Source organism: Streptomyces sp. NPDC048171, from assembly GCF_043202655.1.
Classification (GTDB): domain Bacteria; phylum Actinomycetota; class Actinomycetes; order Streptomycetales; family Streptomycetaceae; genus Streptomyces.
The window spans coordinates 27,563-45,280 of the sequence record NZ_JBIDAU010000017.1 but is presented as its reverse complement, the minus strand read 5'-3'; the positions used below and the strand labels follow the sequence as shown (position 1 = coordinate 45,280).

General features: G+C 74.0%; 15 protein-coding genes. 7 read left to right on the top strand and 8 right to left on the bottom strand.

All coding sequences use genetic code 11. The features are described 5' to 3' along the window. Position 1 precedes the first annotated feature (1 nt). From ACGF3J_RS35530 to ACGF3J_RS35495, 8 genes are all read right to left on the bottom strand, one after another. Complete coding sequence (locus ACGF3J_RS35530; protein ID WP_393855659.1) at positions 2-1,504, bottom strand: FAD/NAD(P)-binding protein; 1,503 nt, start codon at positions 1,502-1,504, stop codon at positions 2-4. A gap of 268 nt (positions 1,505-1,772) precedes the next feature. After that, a complete protein-coding gene (locus ACGF3J_RS35525; protein ID WP_393855658.1) occupies positions 1,773-2,663 on the bottom strand; it encodes an ABC transporter permease in 891 nt (296 codons plus the stop codon). Beyond that, positions 2,650-3,474, bottom strand: coding sequence for an ABC transporter ATP-binding protein (locus ACGF3J_RS35520; RefSeq protein WP_393855657.1), 825 nt, complete (start codon positions 3,472-3,474; stop codon positions 2,650-2,652). Before ACGF3J_RS35520 ends, ACGF3J_RS35525 begins: the two co-directional genes overlap by 14 nt. A gap of 58 nt (positions 3,475-3,532) precedes the next feature. Further along, positions 3,533-4,639 (bottom strand): aliphatic sulfonate ABC transporter substrate-binding protein, encoded by a 1,107-nt coding sequence (locus ACGF3J_RS35515; RefSeq protein WP_393855656.1) that lies wholly within the window; start codon positions 4,637-4,639, stop codon positions 3,533-3,535. 29 nt (positions 4,640-4,668) lie between these two features. Then, entirely contained in the window at positions 4,669-5,994 is a 1,326-nt protein-coding gene (locus ACGF3J_RS35510) for a sulfate adenylyltransferase subunit 1 (protein WP_393855655.1), read from the bottom strand. Positions 5,995-5,996: 2 nt separating this feature from the next. Beyond that, positions 5,997-6,935 carry a sulfate adenylyltransferase subunit CysD gene (cysD, locus tag ACGF3J_RS35505; protein WP_393855654.1) on the bottom strand — a complete coding sequence of 313 codons (939 nt, stop codon included), beginning with the start codon at positions 6,933-6,935 and terminating at the stop codon, positions 5,997-5,999. Continuing rightward, the gene (gene cysC / locus ACGF3J_RS35500; RefSeq protein ID WP_393855653.1) at positions 6,932-7,522 is read right to left on the bottom strand and encodes an adenylyl-sulfate kinase; all 591 of its coding nucleotides are present in this window, start codon (positions 7,520-7,522) and stop codon (positions 6,932-6,934) included. Before cysC ends, cysD begins: the two co-directional genes overlap by 4 nt. Positions 7,523-7,574: 52 nt before the next feature. Next, the gene (locus ACGF3J_RS35495) at positions 7,575-8,351 is read right to left on the bottom strand and encodes an alpha/beta fold hydrolase (protein WP_393855652.1); all 777 of its coding nucleotides are present in this window, start codon (positions 8,349-8,351) and stop codon (positions 7,575-7,577) included. A 350-nt stretch (positions 8,352-8,701) separates the two neighbouring features. On the opposite strand from ACGF3J_RS35495, the gene ACGF3J_RS35490 reads away from it, so the two are divergent. The 7 genes from ACGF3J_RS35490 to ACGF3J_RS35460 all read left to right on the top strand — a co-directional run bounded on the left by ACGF3J_RS35490 (position 8,702) and on the right by ACGF3J_RS35460 (position 17,693). Beyond that, complete coding sequence (locus ACGF3J_RS35490) at positions 8,702-10,669, top strand: condensation domain-containing protein (RefSeq protein WP_393855651.1); 1,968 nt, start codon at positions 8,702-8,704, stop codon at positions 10,667-10,669. Then, a complete protein-coding gene (locus ACGF3J_RS35485; RefSeq protein ID WP_393855650.1) occupies positions 10,666-10,818 on the top strand; it encodes a hypothetical protein in 153 nt (50 codons plus the stop codon). The genes ACGF3J_RS35490 and ACGF3J_RS35485 overlap by 4 nt, the downstream gene beginning before the upstream one ends. Next, positions 10,818-12,791, top strand: a complete 1,974-nt coding sequence (locus ACGF3J_RS35480) for an FAD/NAD(P)-binding protein (protein ID WP_393855649.1) — start codon at positions 10,818-10,820, stop codon at positions 12,789-12,791. The genes ACGF3J_RS35485 and ACGF3J_RS35480 overlap by 1 nt, the downstream gene beginning before the upstream one ends. Next, entirely contained in the window at positions 12,788-14,251 is a 1,464-nt protein-coding gene (gene pcaB / locus ACGF3J_RS35475; protein WP_393855648.1) for a 3-carboxy-cis,cis-muconate cycloisomerase, read from the top strand. Before ACGF3J_RS35480 ends, pcaB begins: the two co-directional genes overlap by 4 nt. 151 nt (positions 14,252-14,402) lie before the next feature. Continuing rightward, complete coding sequence (locus tag ACGF3J_RS35470) at positions 14,403-15,173, top strand: thioesterase II family protein (RefSeq protein WP_393855647.1); 771 nt, start codon at positions 14,403-14,405, stop codon at positions 15,171-15,173. 10 nt (positions 15,174-15,183) lie between these two features. Further along, entirely contained in the window at positions 15,184-16,449 is a 1,266-nt protein-coding gene (locus tag ACGF3J_RS35465; RefSeq protein ID WP_393855646.1) for a beta-ketoacyl-[acyl-carrier-protein] synthase family protein, read from the top strand. Further along, the gene (locus ACGF3J_RS35460) at positions 16,446-17,693 is read left to right on the top strand and encodes a ketosynthase chain-length factor (protein WP_393855645.1); all 1,248 of its coding nucleotides are present in this window, start codon (positions 16,446-16,448) and stop codon (positions 17,691-17,693) included. Before ACGF3J_RS35465 ends, ACGF3J_RS35460 begins: the two co-directional genes overlap by 4 nt. The last annotated feature ends 25 nt before the right edge of the window (positions 17,694-17,718 follow it).

Genomic DNA, 17,718 nt, shown 5'->3' with positions numbered 1-17,718 from the left:
TTCACCGCCACCTTGATTGACGCATCTCAAGGACCAGCAGGTGATCCGTCGCGTCCCGCTGGAGGAAAGGCAGAGCGCCGTGGAGCGGCGGCGGGGCCCCTCCGGCGTCCCGCGCCGCACGCCGCTCGCGCACGGCCGGCCGGGGCACCCGGCGGGCGGCGAGCGCCTCCAGCACCGCGCCGGCGACCTCGCCGGCCTGCGCCCGGATCTCCGGTACGGCGGTGGTCTCCAGCAGGTTCCCGCGCCGGGCGGCCCCGATCGTCCACAGCCGCGCGGCCGGGGCCCCGGCCGCGGGCACCAGCCGTCCGTCGTCCCGGGTATCGAGGCCGAGGTCGGCCGGGCCGGTCCGGGCATGGCCACGCTCCAGCAGGCCGCGCACCAGGGGGTCGTCCGTGCGGCGCAGGTCCATGCGCGACCCGGTGCAGTTGACGACCGCGCCGGCCCGCAGCTGCCTGCCGTCGCTCAGGACGACGGTCACCGCGTTCTCGTCGGGCACGGCCCGGACCACCTCCGCGGCGGCCACCCGCAGCCGTCCGCAGGCCCGCAACGCACGCAGCGCGACCGCCGTCGCGGGGGCCACGCGGTGGCGGTGCACCTCCCAGGCCCGCAGGTCCTCCTTCAGGAAGCGTCTGCGGTCCTCCGCGGACAGCTGCTGCCACAGGGCCGCCGTCACCGGACGCAGCCCGTCCATCGCCGGCCGCCAGTCCCCGCGGGAACGGCGGCAGGCCGCCAGATACCGCCGCACGCCGCGGCGCAGCGCGTCCAGACCTTGGCTGCCGTCCAGCTCAGGAGGCCGCTGCGCCGTGGCCGCCACGTCCAGGTGCTCCTGGGGCAGGAGCCCGTGCCGGGACACCGCGTGCAGCACCCGGCCGGGGCGGGCCAGGGTGACGGCCACGTCGACCATGGTCAGACCGGTGCCGACGAGCAGCACGTCCTCTTTTCCGGCCACGCCGTCCAGAGCCCCCGGCGCCCAGGGATCGGCGACGAAGCGCTCGGACGCCCTGAGCACCGGACCGGCCCAGGCGTGTTCGGGACCCAGGCCGCCCAGCGCCAGTACGGCGGCGTCCACGCCCAGTTCACCCCCGCCGGCGAGACGCAGCACCGGCCCGGCCGGCCGGTCGCGGACGTCGACGACCCGCTCCCGCACCCGGTGCAGCCGGGCGTGCCGGCTCCCCCGCACGGTCTGCTCGACGACGTCGCTCAGGTAACGCCCGTACTCCTTGCGGGGGGCGAAGTCACCGGGCGTGACGTGCGGGTGCCGGCCGGCGAACCAACGCAGGAAGTGCCCGGGGTCATCGGGGAAGGCGCTCATGCGGGCGGCGGGCACATTGAGCAGGTGACGGGGGTCGGGCGTGCTGTAGGCGACACCTCGGCCCGTGTGCGCGGCAGGGTCGATCAGCCATATCCCGAGGCCGCGCCCGGCCCGTTCGGCACGGCGCATCAGTTGAACCGCCGTCAGGGCCCCCGCCGCGCCGGCGCCCACCACCGCGACACGGCGTGTCATGCCCGCCTCCGCTCGGGCGAGGCGCCGTAGCGCTCGCCGGCCGACGGCTCGGGCGGCCCGGCACATCCCGGGCGACGGCGCGGTGGAGGTGCGCTCCGCCGGGCCGGACCCCCGCCGATCGCTTTCACGTCGGATGCGTGCTGTGCCCGCATGTCGGCCTCCTCGCGCCGGTCAACCGTTGACCGTCACCCTGGGCGAGGCTTCTCGAGAACCGTTCGCCGACCGGTCGAACGCGGCTGGAGCGAACGGGCGGCACGGCACATCGCCGTCAGAACGCGGCCCGCAGGCCGCGGCTGCGCAGGACCCACCGCTCCAGCGGGCTGAAGACGAGCAGGTCGATGGCGATGCCGACGATGAGGATGAGGAGGATGGCTTCGAAGACCATGGCCATGTCGCTGGCGTTGCGGCCGTTCTCCAGCAGCTGCCCCAGGCCCACCCCGAGGTCGGGGAAGGAGGCGATGATCTCGGCGGCCATCAGGGAGCGCCAGGAGAAGGCCCAGCCCTGCTTGAGGCCGGCGACGTAGCCGGGCAGCGCGGCCGGCAGGACGATGTGCCAGGTGCCCTTGAGTCCGGTGGCGCCCAGCGTGCGGCCGGCGCGCAGGAAGAGCGGCGGGACCTGGTCGACGCCGGAGACGAGGCCGTTGGCGATGGAGGGGACCGCGCCGAGCAGGATGACGGCGTACATCATCGAGTTGTTCAGGCCCAGCCAGATGACGGCGGGGGGTACCCAGGCCACGGACGGCAGGGACTGGAGGCCGGACAGGATGGGTCCGATGGCGGCGCGGACGACCTTGACCCGGGCGACCAGCAGCCCGAGAGGGGTGCCGATCACCAGGGCGAGCAGGAAGCCGGAGAGTCCGCGCGAGACGCTGGTCCAGATGTAGCCGAGCAACTCGCCCTCGAGCCAGGCCTGGTGGACGACGTCCCACACGGCGGAGGGCGCGGGCAGCCGGGTCGGGTCGTCGACGATCTTGAAGGAGACCAGTGCCTGCCACATGGCGAGCACCAGCAGGACGGCGACGGCCGGGGGCAGGATCTTCTCCACGAGGGTCTGCCGCAAGGGGATACGGGTCCTGTGCCGGGTCTCCAGGGCGTCGAGGCCCGCTTCCAGGCCGGCGAGGTCGGCGTCACCCTTCAGGGAGGAGTCAGTGCTGGCCATGGCGGCGGATCTCCCCACGGAGTTCTTCGGTGATCTCGACGGACAGCTCCGCCACGGCGGTGTCCTCAATGCGGCGCGGCTGCGGAATGCCCACGGTCCACTGGCGGGCGATGCGGCCGGGGCGGGAGGACAGCAGCACCACGCGCTCGGCGAGGCGGACGGCCTCGCGCACGTTGTGGGTGACGAACAGGACGGACAGCTGGGTCTCGCGCCAGATGCGGGTCAGTTCGTCGTGCAGGACGTCGCGGGTGATGGCGTCCAGCGCCGCGAACGGCTCGTCCATCAGCAGGAGTTTGCTCTCCTGGGCCAGTGCCCGGGCGAGCGCGACGCGCTGGCGCATGCCGCCGGACAGCTCGTGCACCCGCTTGCCGTGCGCGCCCTTGAGCCGGACGAGTTCGAGCAGTTCCTCCGCCTTCTCGCGGCGCTCTGTCTTGGGCACGCCGCGCAGTTTGAGGGCGAGTTCGATGTTCTTGCCCGCGGTGAGCCAGGGGAAGAGGGCGTGCTCCTGGAACATCAGGGCGGGGCGTCCGTCGGTGGTGATCTCGCCGGTGCTGGGCCGGTCCAGGCCCGCCACCAGGTTGAGCAGGGTGGACTTGCCGCAGCCGGAGGCCCCCAGGAGGGTGACGAACTCGCCGGGCGCGACATCGAGGGTGATGTCGTCCAGCACGAGCTGCTGCCCGGCGGGGCCCGCGAACGACTTCGAGACGTGCTCGATACGGGCGGCGTACGCGGTGGCCGCGGTCTTCCCGGCGGTGGTGGCTGCACCGGCCCGGGTGTCCTCGGCGACGGGCGGGGTCGTGGTCGTGGCCATGGTCGGTCGAACCTCCTGGTCCCTGGTCCTGGTCCCTGGGCGTGATCGGCCGGGCTGCCTAGGGTCGGCGGCCGAGTCCGGCGTCGTCGACGGTGGGCTTGCCCTTGGCCTTGAGGACCTTGTTGAGCAGCGTGAGGTCGTAGATGCCGCCCAGGTCGGGCTGGTCGAGCAGGCCGGCCTTGACGGCGTGTTCGGCCTGGGCGTCGAGGGTGGCGGCCAGGGGGTCGTCGGTGAGCTGGATCGACTTCCACGCCGGGTCGAGGACGTCGGCGGGCAGGGCCTTGCCGGTGTCCTTCTCCAGCTGCTTGTTGGCGGCGGCCTTCGCCTCGTCCGGGTTGGCCTTGATCCACTCGTTGGTGTCGACCGATGCCTTCAGCACCGCCTCGACGGCCTTCGGGTGCTCTTTGAGGAACTTCTGCGACACGATGATGTTCGTGATCACGAACTTCCCGTCGGGCCACAGCGCCGACTCGTCCAGCAGCACCTTGCCGCCCTCGGCGACCAGCTTCGACGCGGTCGGCTCGGGCACCCAGGCACCGTCGAGGGAACCGGACTTGTAGGCGTCCGGGGTGACCTTGTTGTCGCTGCGCACGACGGTCACGTCGCCCTTGCCGGACTGCGCGTCGGTCTTCCAGCCCTGCTCGGCGATCCAGTGGAGGAAGGCGACGTCCTGGGTGTTGCCGAGCTGCGGGGTGGCGATGCGCTTGCCCTTGACGTCCTTCAGCGACTTGATCTTGTCGGGGTTGACCACGAGCTTCACGCCGCCGGAGGCGGAGCCGCCGATGATCCGCAGGTTCTTGCCGCCGGACTTGGTGTAGCCGTTGATGGCGGGGGAGGGGCCGATCCAGCCGATGTCGATGGAGCCGGAGTTCAGCGCCTCGATCTCGGAGGGGCCCGCGTTGAAGGTGGCGTACTTGGCCTCGGTGCCACCCAGGGCTTTTTGGAAGAAGCCCTTCTGGTTGCCGACCAGCGGCGTGGCGTGGGTGACGTTGCCGAAGTAGCCGATGCGGACGGAGTCCAGACCGTCGGTCTTCTCGGCACCGGCGGCGACCTTGGCCCCGTCGTCCTTCTCGGCCTGGGAGCCGTACCCGCAGCCGGCGAGGGCCAGCAGCGGCAGGGCGGCCAGGACCGCGACGGTGCGGCGCAGGGCGGTGGTGGCAGGCACGGGAGGTGTTCCTCTCGTCGGTCCGGCGCTCACGGTCGGCCGATGCGTGTGGCGAAGGATTCGCCGGTCATGCCGGCGGTGAGGGTGGTGCCGTCGTTGGGGTCGATGAGGATGAAGGAGCCGGTGCGGCGGGAGTCGGCGTAGGAGTCCGCGGGCAGGGGCTCGGCGGTGCGGATGGTCACCCGGCCGATGTCGTTGGCGGCGAGCTGTCCGGGGTGCGGGTGCAGGGACAGGTCATCGAGGGTGAGCCGGGCCGGGATGTCCTTCACGATCGCCTTGACGGTGCGGGTGCCGTGCTTGAGCAGGACCCGGTGGCCGACGGTGAGCGGCGCGTCGGCGACATGGCAGACGGTGGCCTCGACATCCTGGGAGGTGGCCGGGGCGTCCTTGCGCGGCACGATCAGATCACCGCGGGAGACGTCGATGTCGTCCTCCAGCAGCAGCGTCACCGACTGCGGCGTCCACGCCTCCTGGACCGGCACGCCGAGCAGGTCGATCCCGGACACCTTCGAGGTCCGCCCGGAGGGCAGGACGGTGATCTCGTCGCCGACGCGGAAGGTGCCCGCGGCGATTTGACCGGCGTAACCGCGGTAGTCGGGGTGTTCGGCGCTCTGCGGGCGGATCACGTACTGCACGGGCAGCCGGGCGTGGCAGTGGGCGAGGTCGTGGCTGACCGGCACGGTCTCCAGGTGCTCCAGCACGGTGGGTCCGCCGTACCAGTCCATGACCGCCGACGGCTCGACCACGTTGTCCCCGGCGAGTGCGGAGATGGGGATGGCGGTGACCTCGGGGACGCCCAGCTCGGTGGCGTAGGCGGTGAACTCCTCGGCGATCGCGGCGAACACGGGCTCGCGGTAGTCGACCAGGTCCATCTTGTTCACGGCCAGGACGACGTGCGGCACCCGCAGCAGAGCGGCGATCGCCGCATGCCGGCGGGTCTGCTCCACGACCCCGTTGCGGGCGTCGACCAGGATGACGGTCAGTTCGGCGGTGGAGGCGCCGGTGACCATGTTCCGCGTGTATTGCACGTGTCCGGGCGTGTCGGCGAGGATGAACCGGCGCCTGGGGGTGGCGAAGTAGCGGTAGGCGACGTCGATGGTGATGCCCTGCTCACGTTCGGCACGCAGGCCGTCGGTGAGCAGCGCGAGGTCGGGGGCGTCCTGGCCGCGGCTCGCGGAGGCCCGCTCGACGGCCTCCAGCTGGTCGGTGAGGACCGACTTGGAGTCGTGCAGGAGGCGTCCGACGAGGGTGGATTTGCCGTCGTCGACGGAGCCGGCGGTGGCGAACCGCAGCAGCGTGGTCTCGGACAGCTGCCAGATGGACAGGGCTCCGGTGGGTTCGGTGGTGCTGGTCATGTCTAGAAGTACCCCTCGCGCTTGCGGTCTTCCATCGCGGCTTCGGACATCTTGTCGTCGGCACGCGTCGCGCCGCGCTCGGTGAGCCGGGTGACGGCAATCTCGGCGATGACCTTCTCGATGCTGTCGGCATCCGAGTCGACGGCGCCGGTGCAGGACATGTCGCCGACGGTGCGGTAGCGCACCAGCCGCTTCTCCACGGCTTCACCGGCCTTGGGCCCGCCCCACTCGCCGGCGGTCAGCCACATGCCCGAGCGGGCGAAGACCTCGCGCTCGTGGGCGTAGTAGATGGCGGGCAGTTCGATGTTCTCGCGGGCGATGTACTGCCACACGTCCAGCTCGGTCCAGTTGGACAGCGGGAAGACCCGGACGTGCTCACCCGGGGCGTGGCGGCCGTTGTACAGGTTCCACAGCTCGGGACGCTGACGGCGCGGGTCCCACTGGGAGAACTCGTCGCGCAGCGAGAACACCCGCTCCTTGGCCCGCGCCTTCTCCTCGTCGCGGCGCCCGCCGCCGAAGACGGCGTCGAACCTCTCCGCCTGGATCTTCTCGGTCAGCGGGAGGGTCTGCAGCGGATTGCGCGTCCCGTCTGGGCGCTCCCTGAGCACTCCCCGGTCGATGTAGTCCTGCACGGAGGCGACGTGCAGCCGCAGCCCGTGCTTCTCGACGGTGCGGTCGCGGTAGTCGAGGACCTCGGGGAAGTTGTGCCCGGTGTCCACGTGCAGCAGCGTGAACGGCACCGCCGCGGGCGCGAACGCCTTCAGCGCGAGGTGCAGCATGAGGATGGAGTCCTTGCCGCCGGAGAACAGGATCACCGGCCGCTCGAACTCACCCGCCACCTCACGGAAGATGTGCACCGCCTCCGACTCGAGGCTGTCGAGGTGGGGGAGTACCGCAAGGTCCTCGGGCACCGCCTCACGGGGTTGCGCCGCTACGGTCATGCCAGGCCCCTCTCGGTCAGAAAGGTGTGCAGTTCGGCGGCGGTGTCGGCCACCGTCCTGTCCTGTGTCCGGATCCGCAGCTCCGGCGTCCCGGGCACCTCGTACGGGTCGTCGACGCCGGTCAGCCCGGAGATCTCACCGGCGGCCTGCTTGGCGTACAGGCCCTTCACGTCGCGCACCGAGCACACCTCGACCGGGGTGGCCACGTGCACCTCCACATACGGGGTGCCGTTCGCCTCGTGCCGCTCGCGGACCGCGTCCCGGCTCTCCGCGTACGGGGCGATCACCGGGACCAGCGCCATGACGCCGTTGCGGGCGAGGAGTTCGGCGACGAAGCCGATGCGCTGCACGTTGGTGTGCCGGTCCGCGCGGCCGAAGCCGAGGCCCGCGGAGAGGAATTGGCGGATCTCGTCGCCGTCGAGGACCTCGACGCGGCGGCCGCTGACGTGCAGCCGCCGGGCGAGGGCACGGGCGAGGGTGGACTTGCCCGCGCTGGGCAGCCCGGTCAGCCATACGGTGGCGCCGCCCGCACCGGCGGCTGCCCCGGCGGGGCCGGTCCTCGTGGCCCGGGGGTGAGCTGTGGTCACGGTGGAGCCCTCCTGGACGGGGGATGGCGTGGGGGAGCGAGCCGAACGGTGCTCAGGCCGTGGCGAACTCGGCGAGGGTCCGGCCCAGGACGTCCATGTCGATCCGGTGCCAGGAGCCGGGCAGTTCCAGCGACCGGCCGGCGGGCAGGGCGGCCGCGGTGGCCCGTGCCGCCGCACGCAGCCACTCGCTGGTGCCGGAGCTGTTGAGGACGAGGGTCTGCGTGGTGTACCCGGCGAGCCGGCCGGCCGGGACGGTGCAGTCGCCGCAGATCGCCACGTCGTAGGCGAGGGTGTGGGCGTTCGCCTCGTTGACCGCCCAGATCGGTCCCCTGCGCCACTCGGCGACGGTGTCCGGGGTCAGGCCCAGGAAGCTGCCCAGGTAGTACTCGACCGCCTCCTGGCGCCGGTCCTCCTCCATGAGGACACGCAGCGTCTTGGCGACGTTCCACGGCGGCTTCGGGAAGCCGTCGACCCGGTAGAAGGGCTCGTGCAGCGCGAGCCTGGAGATGGCCGTCCCGGCGAGCGCCGCCTCGACGGCCAGGTTCGCGCCCGAGGAACCGGCGAACACCACCGCCGAGCCGCCCGCCTCCTGGATCACGGCCTGGAGGTCCTCGATCTCGCGGGCCACGTCGTAGTGGGGGCTGTCGCCGCTCTCGCCGCGGCCGCGGCGGTCGTAGACGTAGGTGGTGCAGTGCGGCGCCAGTTCGGGGACGAGCGCGTCGAAGATGGTGTGGTCGCGGAAGGAGCCGTTGAGGAGCACGATCGGTGGTCCGTCGCCGGCCTTCTCGTAAGCGATCGTCGTGCCGTCCCGGGAAACGACCTTGCGCATCACGCACTCCTCACGCCGAAACGGAGGTGCTCTCACCTCCCCGTCTGGCGGCATCCTCGGCCGCCGCGCTGGACCACGGGTCGAGGACCGGTCGCAGAGCCCCTGCGCCGCGCTCGTCCCCCACCGGCCGTGCCCCGCCCGTCCGCCGCCCGGCCCCTCCTGCCCCCGCCCGCACCAGCGGCCCGCGAGCCGCGCCACAGCCGGAGTCCACCCGGCCGCCCTGTCATGACAGTGGCGAAGTAAGGCGCGGCGGCAGCCGTCAGCGGCGCGACAGCCCCTGGGGCGGCACCGGCGGCGACAGCGGGCCGGGCCCGTCGTCCCGTCCTGCCGCCGAACACCGGGAGACCGACATGAGCGACCGGGTCGCACTCGGCCGGGTGCACGCCGCGCTCGTCTCCCTGCCCGGGGTGCGGGACGCGGCCGTCGGCCTGGCCGGACACGGCCCGGACGGCCGGCGGATCGTCGCCCACGTGGTGACGGGCACGGCGCCGGCCGACCTGCGGGCCGCCCTGGCGGCGAGACTCCCCGCCCACCTGGTCCCCGCCCGCTTGTACCGCGTGCCGCACATCCCCCTGCGCGCCGACGGCAGCACCGACCGGCCCGCCCTGGCGGAACTGACCTCACCACAGACCGAGCGCGGGCGTGAGCCCGAGCCCGATCCGGGCTCCGGTCGTGATCCGGGGTCCGAGCCCGATCCGGGCTCCGGTCGTGATCCGGGGTCCGAGCCCGATCCGGGCTCCGGGCGTGATCCGGTGCCGTCGTGTGCGCCCGAGCCGGACCCGGTGCCGCCGCGCGATCCGCAGCAGCTGCCGGCCACCGTCCCGACGCGCCCGGGGGAGTCCCGCCACCACCCCCCGGGCCGGCCCTCGGGCCATCCCCCGGACCACCCCGCCCCCACCCCTCACCCTCCACCGGCCACCCTGCCGCTCACCCCCCACCAGCACACCCTCCTCCTGGACGCCCTCGCCCACCCCGACCCCGGCCGGCACGTGGAGCAACTGCACTGGCGCTGGCGCGGCCCCCTGGACACCGAACGGTTCACCGCCGCCTGGCAGTCGGTGGCCGACCGGGAGACCGTCCTGCGCGCCGCCTTCGACTGGGAGAACGGACCACGCCTGCTCCTGCACGAACACGCCGGCATCGAAGTCGTCCGGCACCCGGCCGGTTCCGTCGGCTTCCAGCACCTGGGCACACGCGACCGCACACGCGGCTTCGACCTGCGCCGCCCGGCCCTGCTGCGCCTGAACCTCCTCGACGAGCGGGCCCCCGCCGGTGCCGGCCACCACCCGGGCGAGCGGGTGCTGCTCACCTTCCACCACGCCATGCTGGACGGCTGGAGCGTGGCGGTCCTGCTCCAGGAGTTCTACCGCGCCTACCTCGCCGGCGGCCGCCTGCCCGGCGGCGAACGGCGGCCCGACATCCGCGACTACGCGCGCTGGCTCGCCCGCCAGGACACCGCCCCCGCCCGTGACTTCTGGTCCCGCGCCATCACCCCGGGCACCGCCCTGGTGCTGCCCGGCGTGCCGGGACCGGCCACCGGTCTGAACGGGACCGGCCGCAGCGAGGCCCGCCTCGGCGCCGCCCAGGCCGGCCGGCTGCGCGCCTGGGCGGCGTCCTGCGCGGCCACCGAGGCCGGCGCGCTGCAGGCGGCGTGGGCCCTGCTGCTGTACCGGGCGGCGGACGCCGCCGGGCCCGCCACGGTGCGCTTCGGCGTCACCGTTCCCGGCCGCGGCATCGCCCTCGACTCCGTCGAACGGCTGCCCGGCCTGCTCACCAACACGTTGCCCGTGACCGTGCGGGTCGACCCGGCCGCGCCCGTCACCCGGCTGCTGGCCCAACTGCGCGACGCGGCCCTGGACATCGCCTCCTACGAGTGGGTCTCGCTCGGCCAGGTCCACCGGTGGAGCGGGTGCCGCGCGGACGAGGAACTCGCGCAGAGCGTCATCGCCGTCGAGGCCCTGCGGCCCGGCCGCGACGACCTGCGCTCCGCCCTCGCCGCCCAGGGCATCAGCGTCACCCCGCCCCGCCCGGCCGGCGCCCGGACCCTGTTCCCGGTCACGCTGTCCGCCCACCGCGGCACCGACGACGGCCTCGTCCTGACCGCCGTGCACGACCGCTCCCGGCTCGCCGACGCCGACGCGTCGCGTCTGGTCGGCCAGTGCGCCCGGCTGCTGCGCGAACTGCCCCGTCTGGGAGGCGGCACGGGCGGCGTGGCCGCCGCGCTCGCCGCCCTGGCCGGTCAGCCGCGGGTGCGGATGGCCCAGGCGCCCACCGCGCCCGCTTCAAGTGAACCGACCCGAGGAGAGCCCCGGCCATGACCACCCACCGTCGGCGCCGCACCCCGGCAGGCGCCCCCGACCACCCCACCACCGGCCGGACACCCACCCCCGCACCCACCCCCGCAACCACCCCCGTTCCCGGCCCCGGATCCGAGGACGCGTCCGTGCCCGGATCCAAGGACGCGTGATGGACACGCAGCACCTGCGGATCGCCGTCGTGGGCGCCGGCCCCCGCGGCCTGTCCGTACTGGAACGGATCTGCGCCAACGAACGCGCCGCCCCCTCACCCCGCCGGGTCACCGTCCACCTCGTGGACCCCGCCCCGCCCGGCGCCGGACAGGTCTGGCGCACGGACCAGTCGCGGCTGCTGCTGATGAACACCGTCGCCTCCCAGGTGACGGTCTTCACCGACGACACGGTCACGATGGAGGGACCGGTGGATCCCGGCCCTGACCTGTACGAATGGGCCCGCTCCGAGGTCCTGGCGGCGCCCCCCGGCCGGTTCGGCGAGGCCGTGTACGCCGAGGCGCGAACCCTGCGCCCCGACACCTACCCCACGCGCGCCTTCTACGGCAGCTACCTGGAGGACGCCTACCGGCGCGTCAAGGAGCGGCTGCCCGCCAACTGCCGCATCGTCGAGCACCGCACCCGCGCCGTGGCGCTGCGCGACGAGACCGGCGCACCCGGCGGCCCCCAGGTCCTCACCCTCGCGGACGGAACCCGGCTGCGCGCCCTCGACGCCGTGGTCCTCGCCCAGGGCCACCTCCCGCGGCGACCGACCGCCGAGGAATCCGCCTGGACCCGCGCGGCGGCGCGGCACGGCCTCACGTACGTCATGCCCGCCAACCCCGCCGACCTGGACCTCGACACGATCCCACCGGGCCGGACCGTGCTGATGCGGGGACTGGGACTCAACTTCTTCGACGGGATGGCACTGCTCACCGTCGGCCGGGGCGGGCGGTTCGTCCGCCGCTCCGGACGCACGGTCTACCTGCCCTCGGGCCAAGAGCCGCGCATCTGGGCCGGCTCCCGGCGCGGTGTCCCCCATCATGCGCGCGGCGAGAACCAGAAGGGACCCAGCGGCCGCCACGAACCCCGGCTGCTGACCACCGGCGCCATCGACCGGCTGCGGCGCCGACGGCTGGCAGGGGAACCGGTCCGCTTCCGCACCCACCTGTGGCCACTGATCGCCCGCGAGGTGGAGAGCGTCTACTACGAGACGCTGCTGCGCACGCAGGGCCGCGCCCGTGAGGCGGCGGAGTTCGTACCGGCCTACCTCGCCGCCACCACCGCGCAGGACCGCGCACACGTCCTGGACTCCTACGGCGTCGAACCCGGCGGACGGTGGGACTGGGACCTGATCCAACGACCCACCCGGGGAAGGCACTTCGCCGGCCGGGCCGAGTTCCGGCACTGGCTCCTCGGCCACCTGGCCGAGGACGTACGCCAGGCACGGGCCGGCAACGTCGACGGACCGCTGAAGGCCGCGCTCGACGTCCTGCGGGACCTGCGCAACGAAGTCCGCCTCGCGGTCGACCACGGCGGCCTGGACGGCGACTCCCACCGCGACGAGCTGACCGGCTGGTACACCCCCCTCAACGCCTTCCTCTCCATAGGCCCTCCCGTCTCCCGCATCGAGGAGCTGCACGCGCTGGTCGAGGCCGGAGTCGTACGGCTCCTGGGACCCGGCACCCGGATCGCTCTGAGCATCCGGGAGGACCGGGCCGCGTTCGTGGCCACGGCCGACCACGTCACCGCGGAGCCCGTCCGAGCACGGACACTGATCGAGGCCCGGCTGCCGGAACCCGACCTGCGCCGTACCGCCGACCCCCTGCTGCGCTGCCTGCTCACCACCGGCCAGGCGGTGCCCTACCGGATCGAAGGCACCAACGGGGCCTACGAGTCGGGCGGCCTCGCGGTCACCCGACGCCCGTACCGCATGGTGGACGCCCGCGGCCGGGCCCACCCGCGCCGGTTCGCCTACGGCGTCCCCACCGAGGCCGTGCACTGGGTGACGGCCGCCGGAATCCGGCCGGGTGTCGACTCCGTGATCCTCGGCGACTCCGACGCCATGGCCCGCGCCGTGCTGCGCCTCACCCCCGCCCGGCCCATCGTCCCCCTTCCGCAACGCCCGGCCGACCTGCTGGAGATGACGACATGACGCAGCGGACGACCCCGACGCCCCCCTTCGACGGCGGCCCGGACGCCGGACTGTTCTCTCCCGTGCGGGCCGGCACGCCCGTGGAGGAAGCCGTCTGTGAATCGGCGTGGCTCCAGGCCATGCTGGACGCCGAGGCGGCACTCGCGCGCGCCCAGGCGACCCTGGGCACCGTGCCCGGCTTCGCGGCCCGCGCCATCACCCGCGCCGCCCGCGCGGAACGGTTCGACCCGCGCGCACTGGCGCTGCAGGCCCGGGAGACCGCCAACCCCGTCGTGGGCCTCGTGCGTGCCCTGACCGAAGCGGTGGCGGCCGAGGACCGGCAGGCCGCCGAGTACGTCCACCGCGGCTCCACCAGCCAGGACGTCCTGGACACCGGCACGATGCTGGTGTGCCGGCGGGCGCTGGACCTGATCCGCGCGGACCTGGACCGCACGGCCGCCGCACTGGCCGCCCTCGCGGACCGGCACCGGGCGACCGCCATGGCCGGCCGCACCCTCACCCTGCACGCGGTCCCCACCACGTTCGGCCTCAAGGCGGCCGGCTGGCACCGGCTGGTCCAGGACGCCGCCGACCGGATCGGGACCGCACGCCGCGGCCTGCCGGTCTCCCTCGGCGGGGCAGCCGGCACCCTCGCCGGATACCTGGAGTTCGCCGGCCCGCAGGCCGGCGCGGAAGGCCCGGACACCTACCGGGAAAGGCTGGTGGCCGCGTTCGCCGACGAGACTGGACTGGCCCGCCCCGACCTGCCCTGGCACGCGCTGCGCACCCCGGTCGCGGACACCGCCGCGGCCCTCGCCTTCACCACCGGCGCCCTCGGCAAACTCGCCGCCGACGTACAGGTCCTGTCCCGCACGGAGATCGCCGAGGTCGCCGAGCCCGCGGTCACGGGACGGGGCGGATCCTCCGCCATGCCGCACAAGCGCAACCCCGTCCTGTCCACCCTGATCCGCAGCGCGGCCCTGCAGGTGCCCCTGCTGACCGCGGGCCTCACCCAGTGCCTGGTGACCGAGGACGAACGCTCCGCCGGGGTCTGGCACGCCGAGTGGCTGCTGCTGCGCGAGGCGCTGCGGCTGGCCGGCGGAGCCGCGCGGACCGCCCGGGAACTGGCCGAGGGCCTGACCCCGGACCCCGGACGCATGCTGCACAACCTCAAACTGACCGGAAGCCAGGTGGTCAGTGAACGCCTGGCCGCCGTGCTCGCCCCCAGCCTCGGCCGGGCCCGCGCGAAGGACCTGATGGCCCGGGCCTCGCTCGCCGCCGACCGGCAGCAACGCCCGCTGCTGGACGTGCTGCGCACCCTGCCGGACGTCACCGCCCACCACACCGAGGAAGAACTCGAACGACTGCTCGACCCCACCGCCTACGTGGGCGACGCACCGGCCCTGGCCGCCCGTGCGCTCCCCAGGCCCCCGTCCCCGAGCACCCCGTCCCTCCCCTTCACCTCGACGTGCGCGGTGTGACCCCGGCGACGGGACGCCGCGGCGGGCCGGCCCTCACCGGCCACCAGGGTGCGGTCCGCACGTGGCCGATTCGAGTCGTCCTCCAGGTACGTCGGCGAGGCTCGGGACAACCGATGCGCCATCACCACGGCGGCCGAGGAGGTGCGACACCATGCGGGACGACCCACCGGTCACGCTCTACTGCTTCGCACACGCCGGCGCCGGCGTCTCCGGGTTCGCGCACTGGCGCACCGGCACCGGCCCCGGGGTGACCGTCGTGCCCGTACTGCTGCCCGGACGGGGTGCCCGGCGCCGCGAGGCCCGTGCGACCTCACGCGATCAACTGCTCGACGCACTCCTCGGCCCGCTCGCCCGCCAGGCCGCCGACGGCCGCCCCTACGCGCTGTACGGGCACAGCCTGGGCGGAGTCGTGGCCCACACCCTCGCCCGCGCGCTCATCGACCGCGGGCTGCCCGCCCCCGCTCTCCTCGTGGTCGGCGCCAGCCCCCCGCCCCACTCCGCGACCCTGCGCCAGGACGACATCACCGACGAACGGCTGCTGCGGTTCGCGGATGACCTCGGAGCAGCGCCGGACGGCCCCCTCGCCACGCCCGGCAGCCTCTGGTACCGCTCCGTGCTGCCCGTCCTGCGCGACGACCTCCTGCTCGCCGCGGCCCTGCGCACCGCCGCGCTCACCGAGGCGGCACACACCCCCCTCCCCGTGCCCGTCCTGGCCGTCGACGGCCAGGACGACCCCGTCGTCGGCGCGGCCGCGCTGGACGGCTGGGCGCGCTGGACCACCGAGCGGTTCGTCCGGCGCACCGTCCCCGGCGACCACTTCTTCGTCCGCGGCCCGCACGCACCCCGACTGATCGGACGCGCCTGCCGCGTGGTGCGGCGCACCCGGCGCGTACCTGGGCTCATAACTGGAGGACAACTGTGAGGGACAACCGATGAGGCGGGTCGTCATCACCGGCATCGGGGTCGTGGCCCCGGGCGGCGTGGGCACCCGCGCGTTCTGGAACACGCTGACCGCGGGCCGCACCGCCACGCGCGGCATCACACTGTTCGACGCGAGCACCTTCCGCTCGCGCATCGCCGCCGAAGCGGACTTCGACCCCGCCGCACACGGATTCGGCCCCGCCGAGACGGCCCGCCTGGACCGCGCCGCCCAGTTCGCCCTCGCCAGCGCCCGCGAGGCGGTCGACGACAGCGGACTGTCCGGTGCCCTGGACCCGGTCCGCACCGGCGTCACGCTCGGCAGCGCCGTCGGCTGCACCACCGGCCTGGACACCGAGTACGGCGTGGTCAGCGAAGGGGGCAGCACCTGGGAGGTCGACCACACCCGCGCCGTCGCGCACCTCTTCGACTACTTCGTACCCAGCTCCATGGCCGCCGAGGTGGCCGTCACCGTCGGCGCCCAGGGCCCGGTCTCCCTGGTCTCCACCGGCTGCACCTCCGGCATCGACTCCGTCTGCCACGCCGTCGACCTGATCCGCGAGGGCAGCGCCGACGTCATGGTGACCGGCGCCACCGAGGCACCCATCTCCCCGATCACCGTGGCCTGTTTCGACGCCATCAAGGCCACCAGCCCCCGCAACGACACCCCACAGACCGCCTCGCGCCCCTTCGACCGCTCCCGCAACGGCTTCGTCCTGGGTGAGGGATCGGCCGTCCTGGTCCTGGAGGAGTTCGAGCACGCCCGCCGCCGCGGCGCCCACATCTACGCCGAGATCGCGGGCTTCGCCGGCCGCAGCAACGCCTACCACATGACCGGCCTGAAGTCCGACGGCGCAGAGATGGCCGAGGCGATCCGCGCGGCACTCGACGAAGCCCGCCTGAACCCCACCGCCGTCGACTACGTCAACGCCCACGGCTCCGGCACCAAGCAGAACGACCGCCACGAGACCGCGGCCTTCAAACGCAGCCTCGGCGACCACGCCTACCGAGTCCCGGTCAGCTCCATCAAATCCATGATCGGCCACTCCCTCGGCGCGATCGGCTCACTCGAGATCGCCGCCAGCGCCCTGGCCATCGAGCACAACACCGTGCCCCCCACCGCCAACCTGCACGAGGCCGACCCGGCCTGCGACCTCGACTACACCCCGCTGACCGCGCGCGAACAGCGCACGGACACCGTCCTCAGCGTCGGCAGCGGATTCGGCGGCTTCCAGAGCGCCATCGTCCTGACCCGGCCGCGACTTCAGGAGGCGGCATGACCACGGCCACCCTCGACCGACCCGCCCGGCGCGCCTCCACCGGCGCCTCCACCGGCTCCGTCGTCACCGGCATCGGCGTCACGGCCCCCAACGGGCTGGGCACCGAGGCCTGGTGGGCGGCCACCCTGCGCGGCGAGAGCGGCATCCGCCCGCTCACCCGCTTCGACGCCTCCCGCTACCCCGTGCGCATCGCGGGCGAGATCCCCGGCTTCGTCGACGCCGACCACCTGCCCAGCCTCCTGCTGTCGCAGACCGACCGCGTCACCCGCCTGTCCCTGACCGCCGCCAAGGAAGCCCTCGACGACTGCGGCAGCGACCCCGCCACCCTGCCCGACTACGGCGCCGGCGTCGTCACCGCCTCCTCCGCCGGCGGCTTCGAGTTCGGCCAGCGCGAACTGCAGGCCCTGTGGTCCAAGGGCGGCCAGTACGTCAGCGCCTACCAGTCCTTCGCCTGGTTCTACGCCGTCAACACCGGCCAGATCTCCATCCGCCACCAACTGCGCGGCTCCAGCGGCGTCGTCGTCGCCGAACAGGCCGGCGGCCTCGACGCCCTCGCCCACGCCCGCCGCCAGATCCGCAAAGGCGCCCGCCTGATGGTCACCGGCGGCGTCGACTCCGCCCTGTGCCCCTGGGGCTGGGCCGCCCACCTGGCCACCGGCCACCTCAGCACCGCCACCGACCCCGCCCGCGCCTACCGGCCCTTCGACGCCCGCGCCGACGGCCACGTCGTCGGCGAGGGCGGCGCCCTGTTCGTCCTGGAGAACGCCCCCGCCGCCCGCGAACGCGACGCCTGCGTCTACGGCGCGTTCACCGGCTACGCCGCCACCTTCGACGGCCCCGGCACCCCACGCCTGGCCGACGCCGCCCGCCTGGCCCTCACCGACGCCGGCCTGGACGCCGCCGACATCGGCGTCGTCTTCGCCGACGCCGCCGGCACCCGCGCCGCCGACCGCGCCGAAGCCCAGGCCCTCGCCGCCCTGTTCGGCCCCCGCGGCGTCCCCGTCACCGCACCCAAGACGATGACCGGCCGCCTCCTGGCCGGCGGCGCCACCCTCGACACCGCCGCCGCCCTGCTCACCCTGCGCGACCAGATCATCCCGCCCACCACCGCCACCACCCGGCCCGCCGCCGACTGCCCCGTCGACCTCGTCACCGCCCCCCGCGAGACCCGCGTCCGCCACGCCCTCGTCCTCGCCCGCGGCCGGGGCGGCTTCAACTCGGCGGCCGTCCTGAGCGCCGTCTGAGCAAACCGGCCGCCGGAACGACATC

What these genes read in the sequence shown, in the direction of transcription:
- ACGF3J_RS35530 (WP_393855659.1), bottom strand. Translation starts at nt 1,504, where the DNA reads ATGACACGCCGTGTCGCGGTGGTGGGCGCCGGCGCGGCGGGGGCCCTG.
- ACGF3J_RS35525 (WP_393855658.1), bottom strand. Translation starts at nt 2,663, where the DNA reads ATGGCCAGCACTGACTCCTCCCTGAAGGGTGACGCCGACCTCGCCGGC.
- ACGF3J_RS35520 (WP_393855657.1), bottom strand. Translation starts at nt 3,474, where the DNA reads ATGGCCACGACCACGACCCCGCCCGTCGCCGAGGACACCCGGGCCGGT.
- ACGF3J_RS35510 (WP_393855655.1), bottom strand. Translation starts at nt 5,994, where the DNA reads ATGACCAGCACCACCGAACCCACCGGAGCCCTGTCCATCTGGCAGCTG.
- cysD (WP_393855654.1), bottom strand. Translation starts at nt 6,935, where the DNA reads ATGACCGTAGCGGCGCAACCCCGTGAGGCGGTGCCCGAGGACCTTGCG.
- ACGF3J_RS35495 (WP_393855652.1), bottom strand. Translation starts at nt 8,351, where the DNA reads ATGCGCAAGGTCGTTTCCCGGGACGGCACGACGATCGCTTACGAGAAG.
- ACGF3J_RS35490 (WP_393855651.1), top strand. Translation starts at nt 8,702, where the DNA reads ATGAGCGACCGGGTCGCACTCGGCCGGGTGCACGCCGCGCTCGTCTCC.
- ACGF3J_RS35485 (WP_393855650.1), top strand. Translation starts at nt 10,666, where the DNA reads ATGACCACCCACCGTCGGCGCCGCACCCCGGCAGGCGCCCCCGACCAC.
- ACGF3J_RS35480 (WP_393855649.1), top strand. Translation starts at nt 10,818, where the DNA reads ATGGACACGCAGCACCTGCGGATCGCCGTCGTGGGCGCCGGCCCCCGC.
- pcaB (WP_393855648.1), top strand. Translation starts at nt 12,788, where the DNA reads ATGACGCAGCGGACGACCCCGACGCCCCCCTTCGACGGCGGCCCGGAC.
- ACGF3J_RS35470 (WP_393855647.1), top strand. Translation starts at nt 14,403, where the DNA reads ATGCGGGACGACCCACCGGTCACGCTCTACTGCTTCGCACACGCCGGC.
- ACGF3J_RS35465 (WP_393855646.1), top strand. Translation starts at nt 15,184, where the DNA reads ATGAGGCGGGTCGTCATCACCGGCATCGGGGTCGTGGCCCCGGGCGGC.
- ACGF3J_RS35460 (WP_393855645.1), top strand. Translation starts at nt 16,446, where the DNA reads ATGACCACGGCCACCCTCGACCGACCCGCCCGGCGCGCCTCCACCGGC.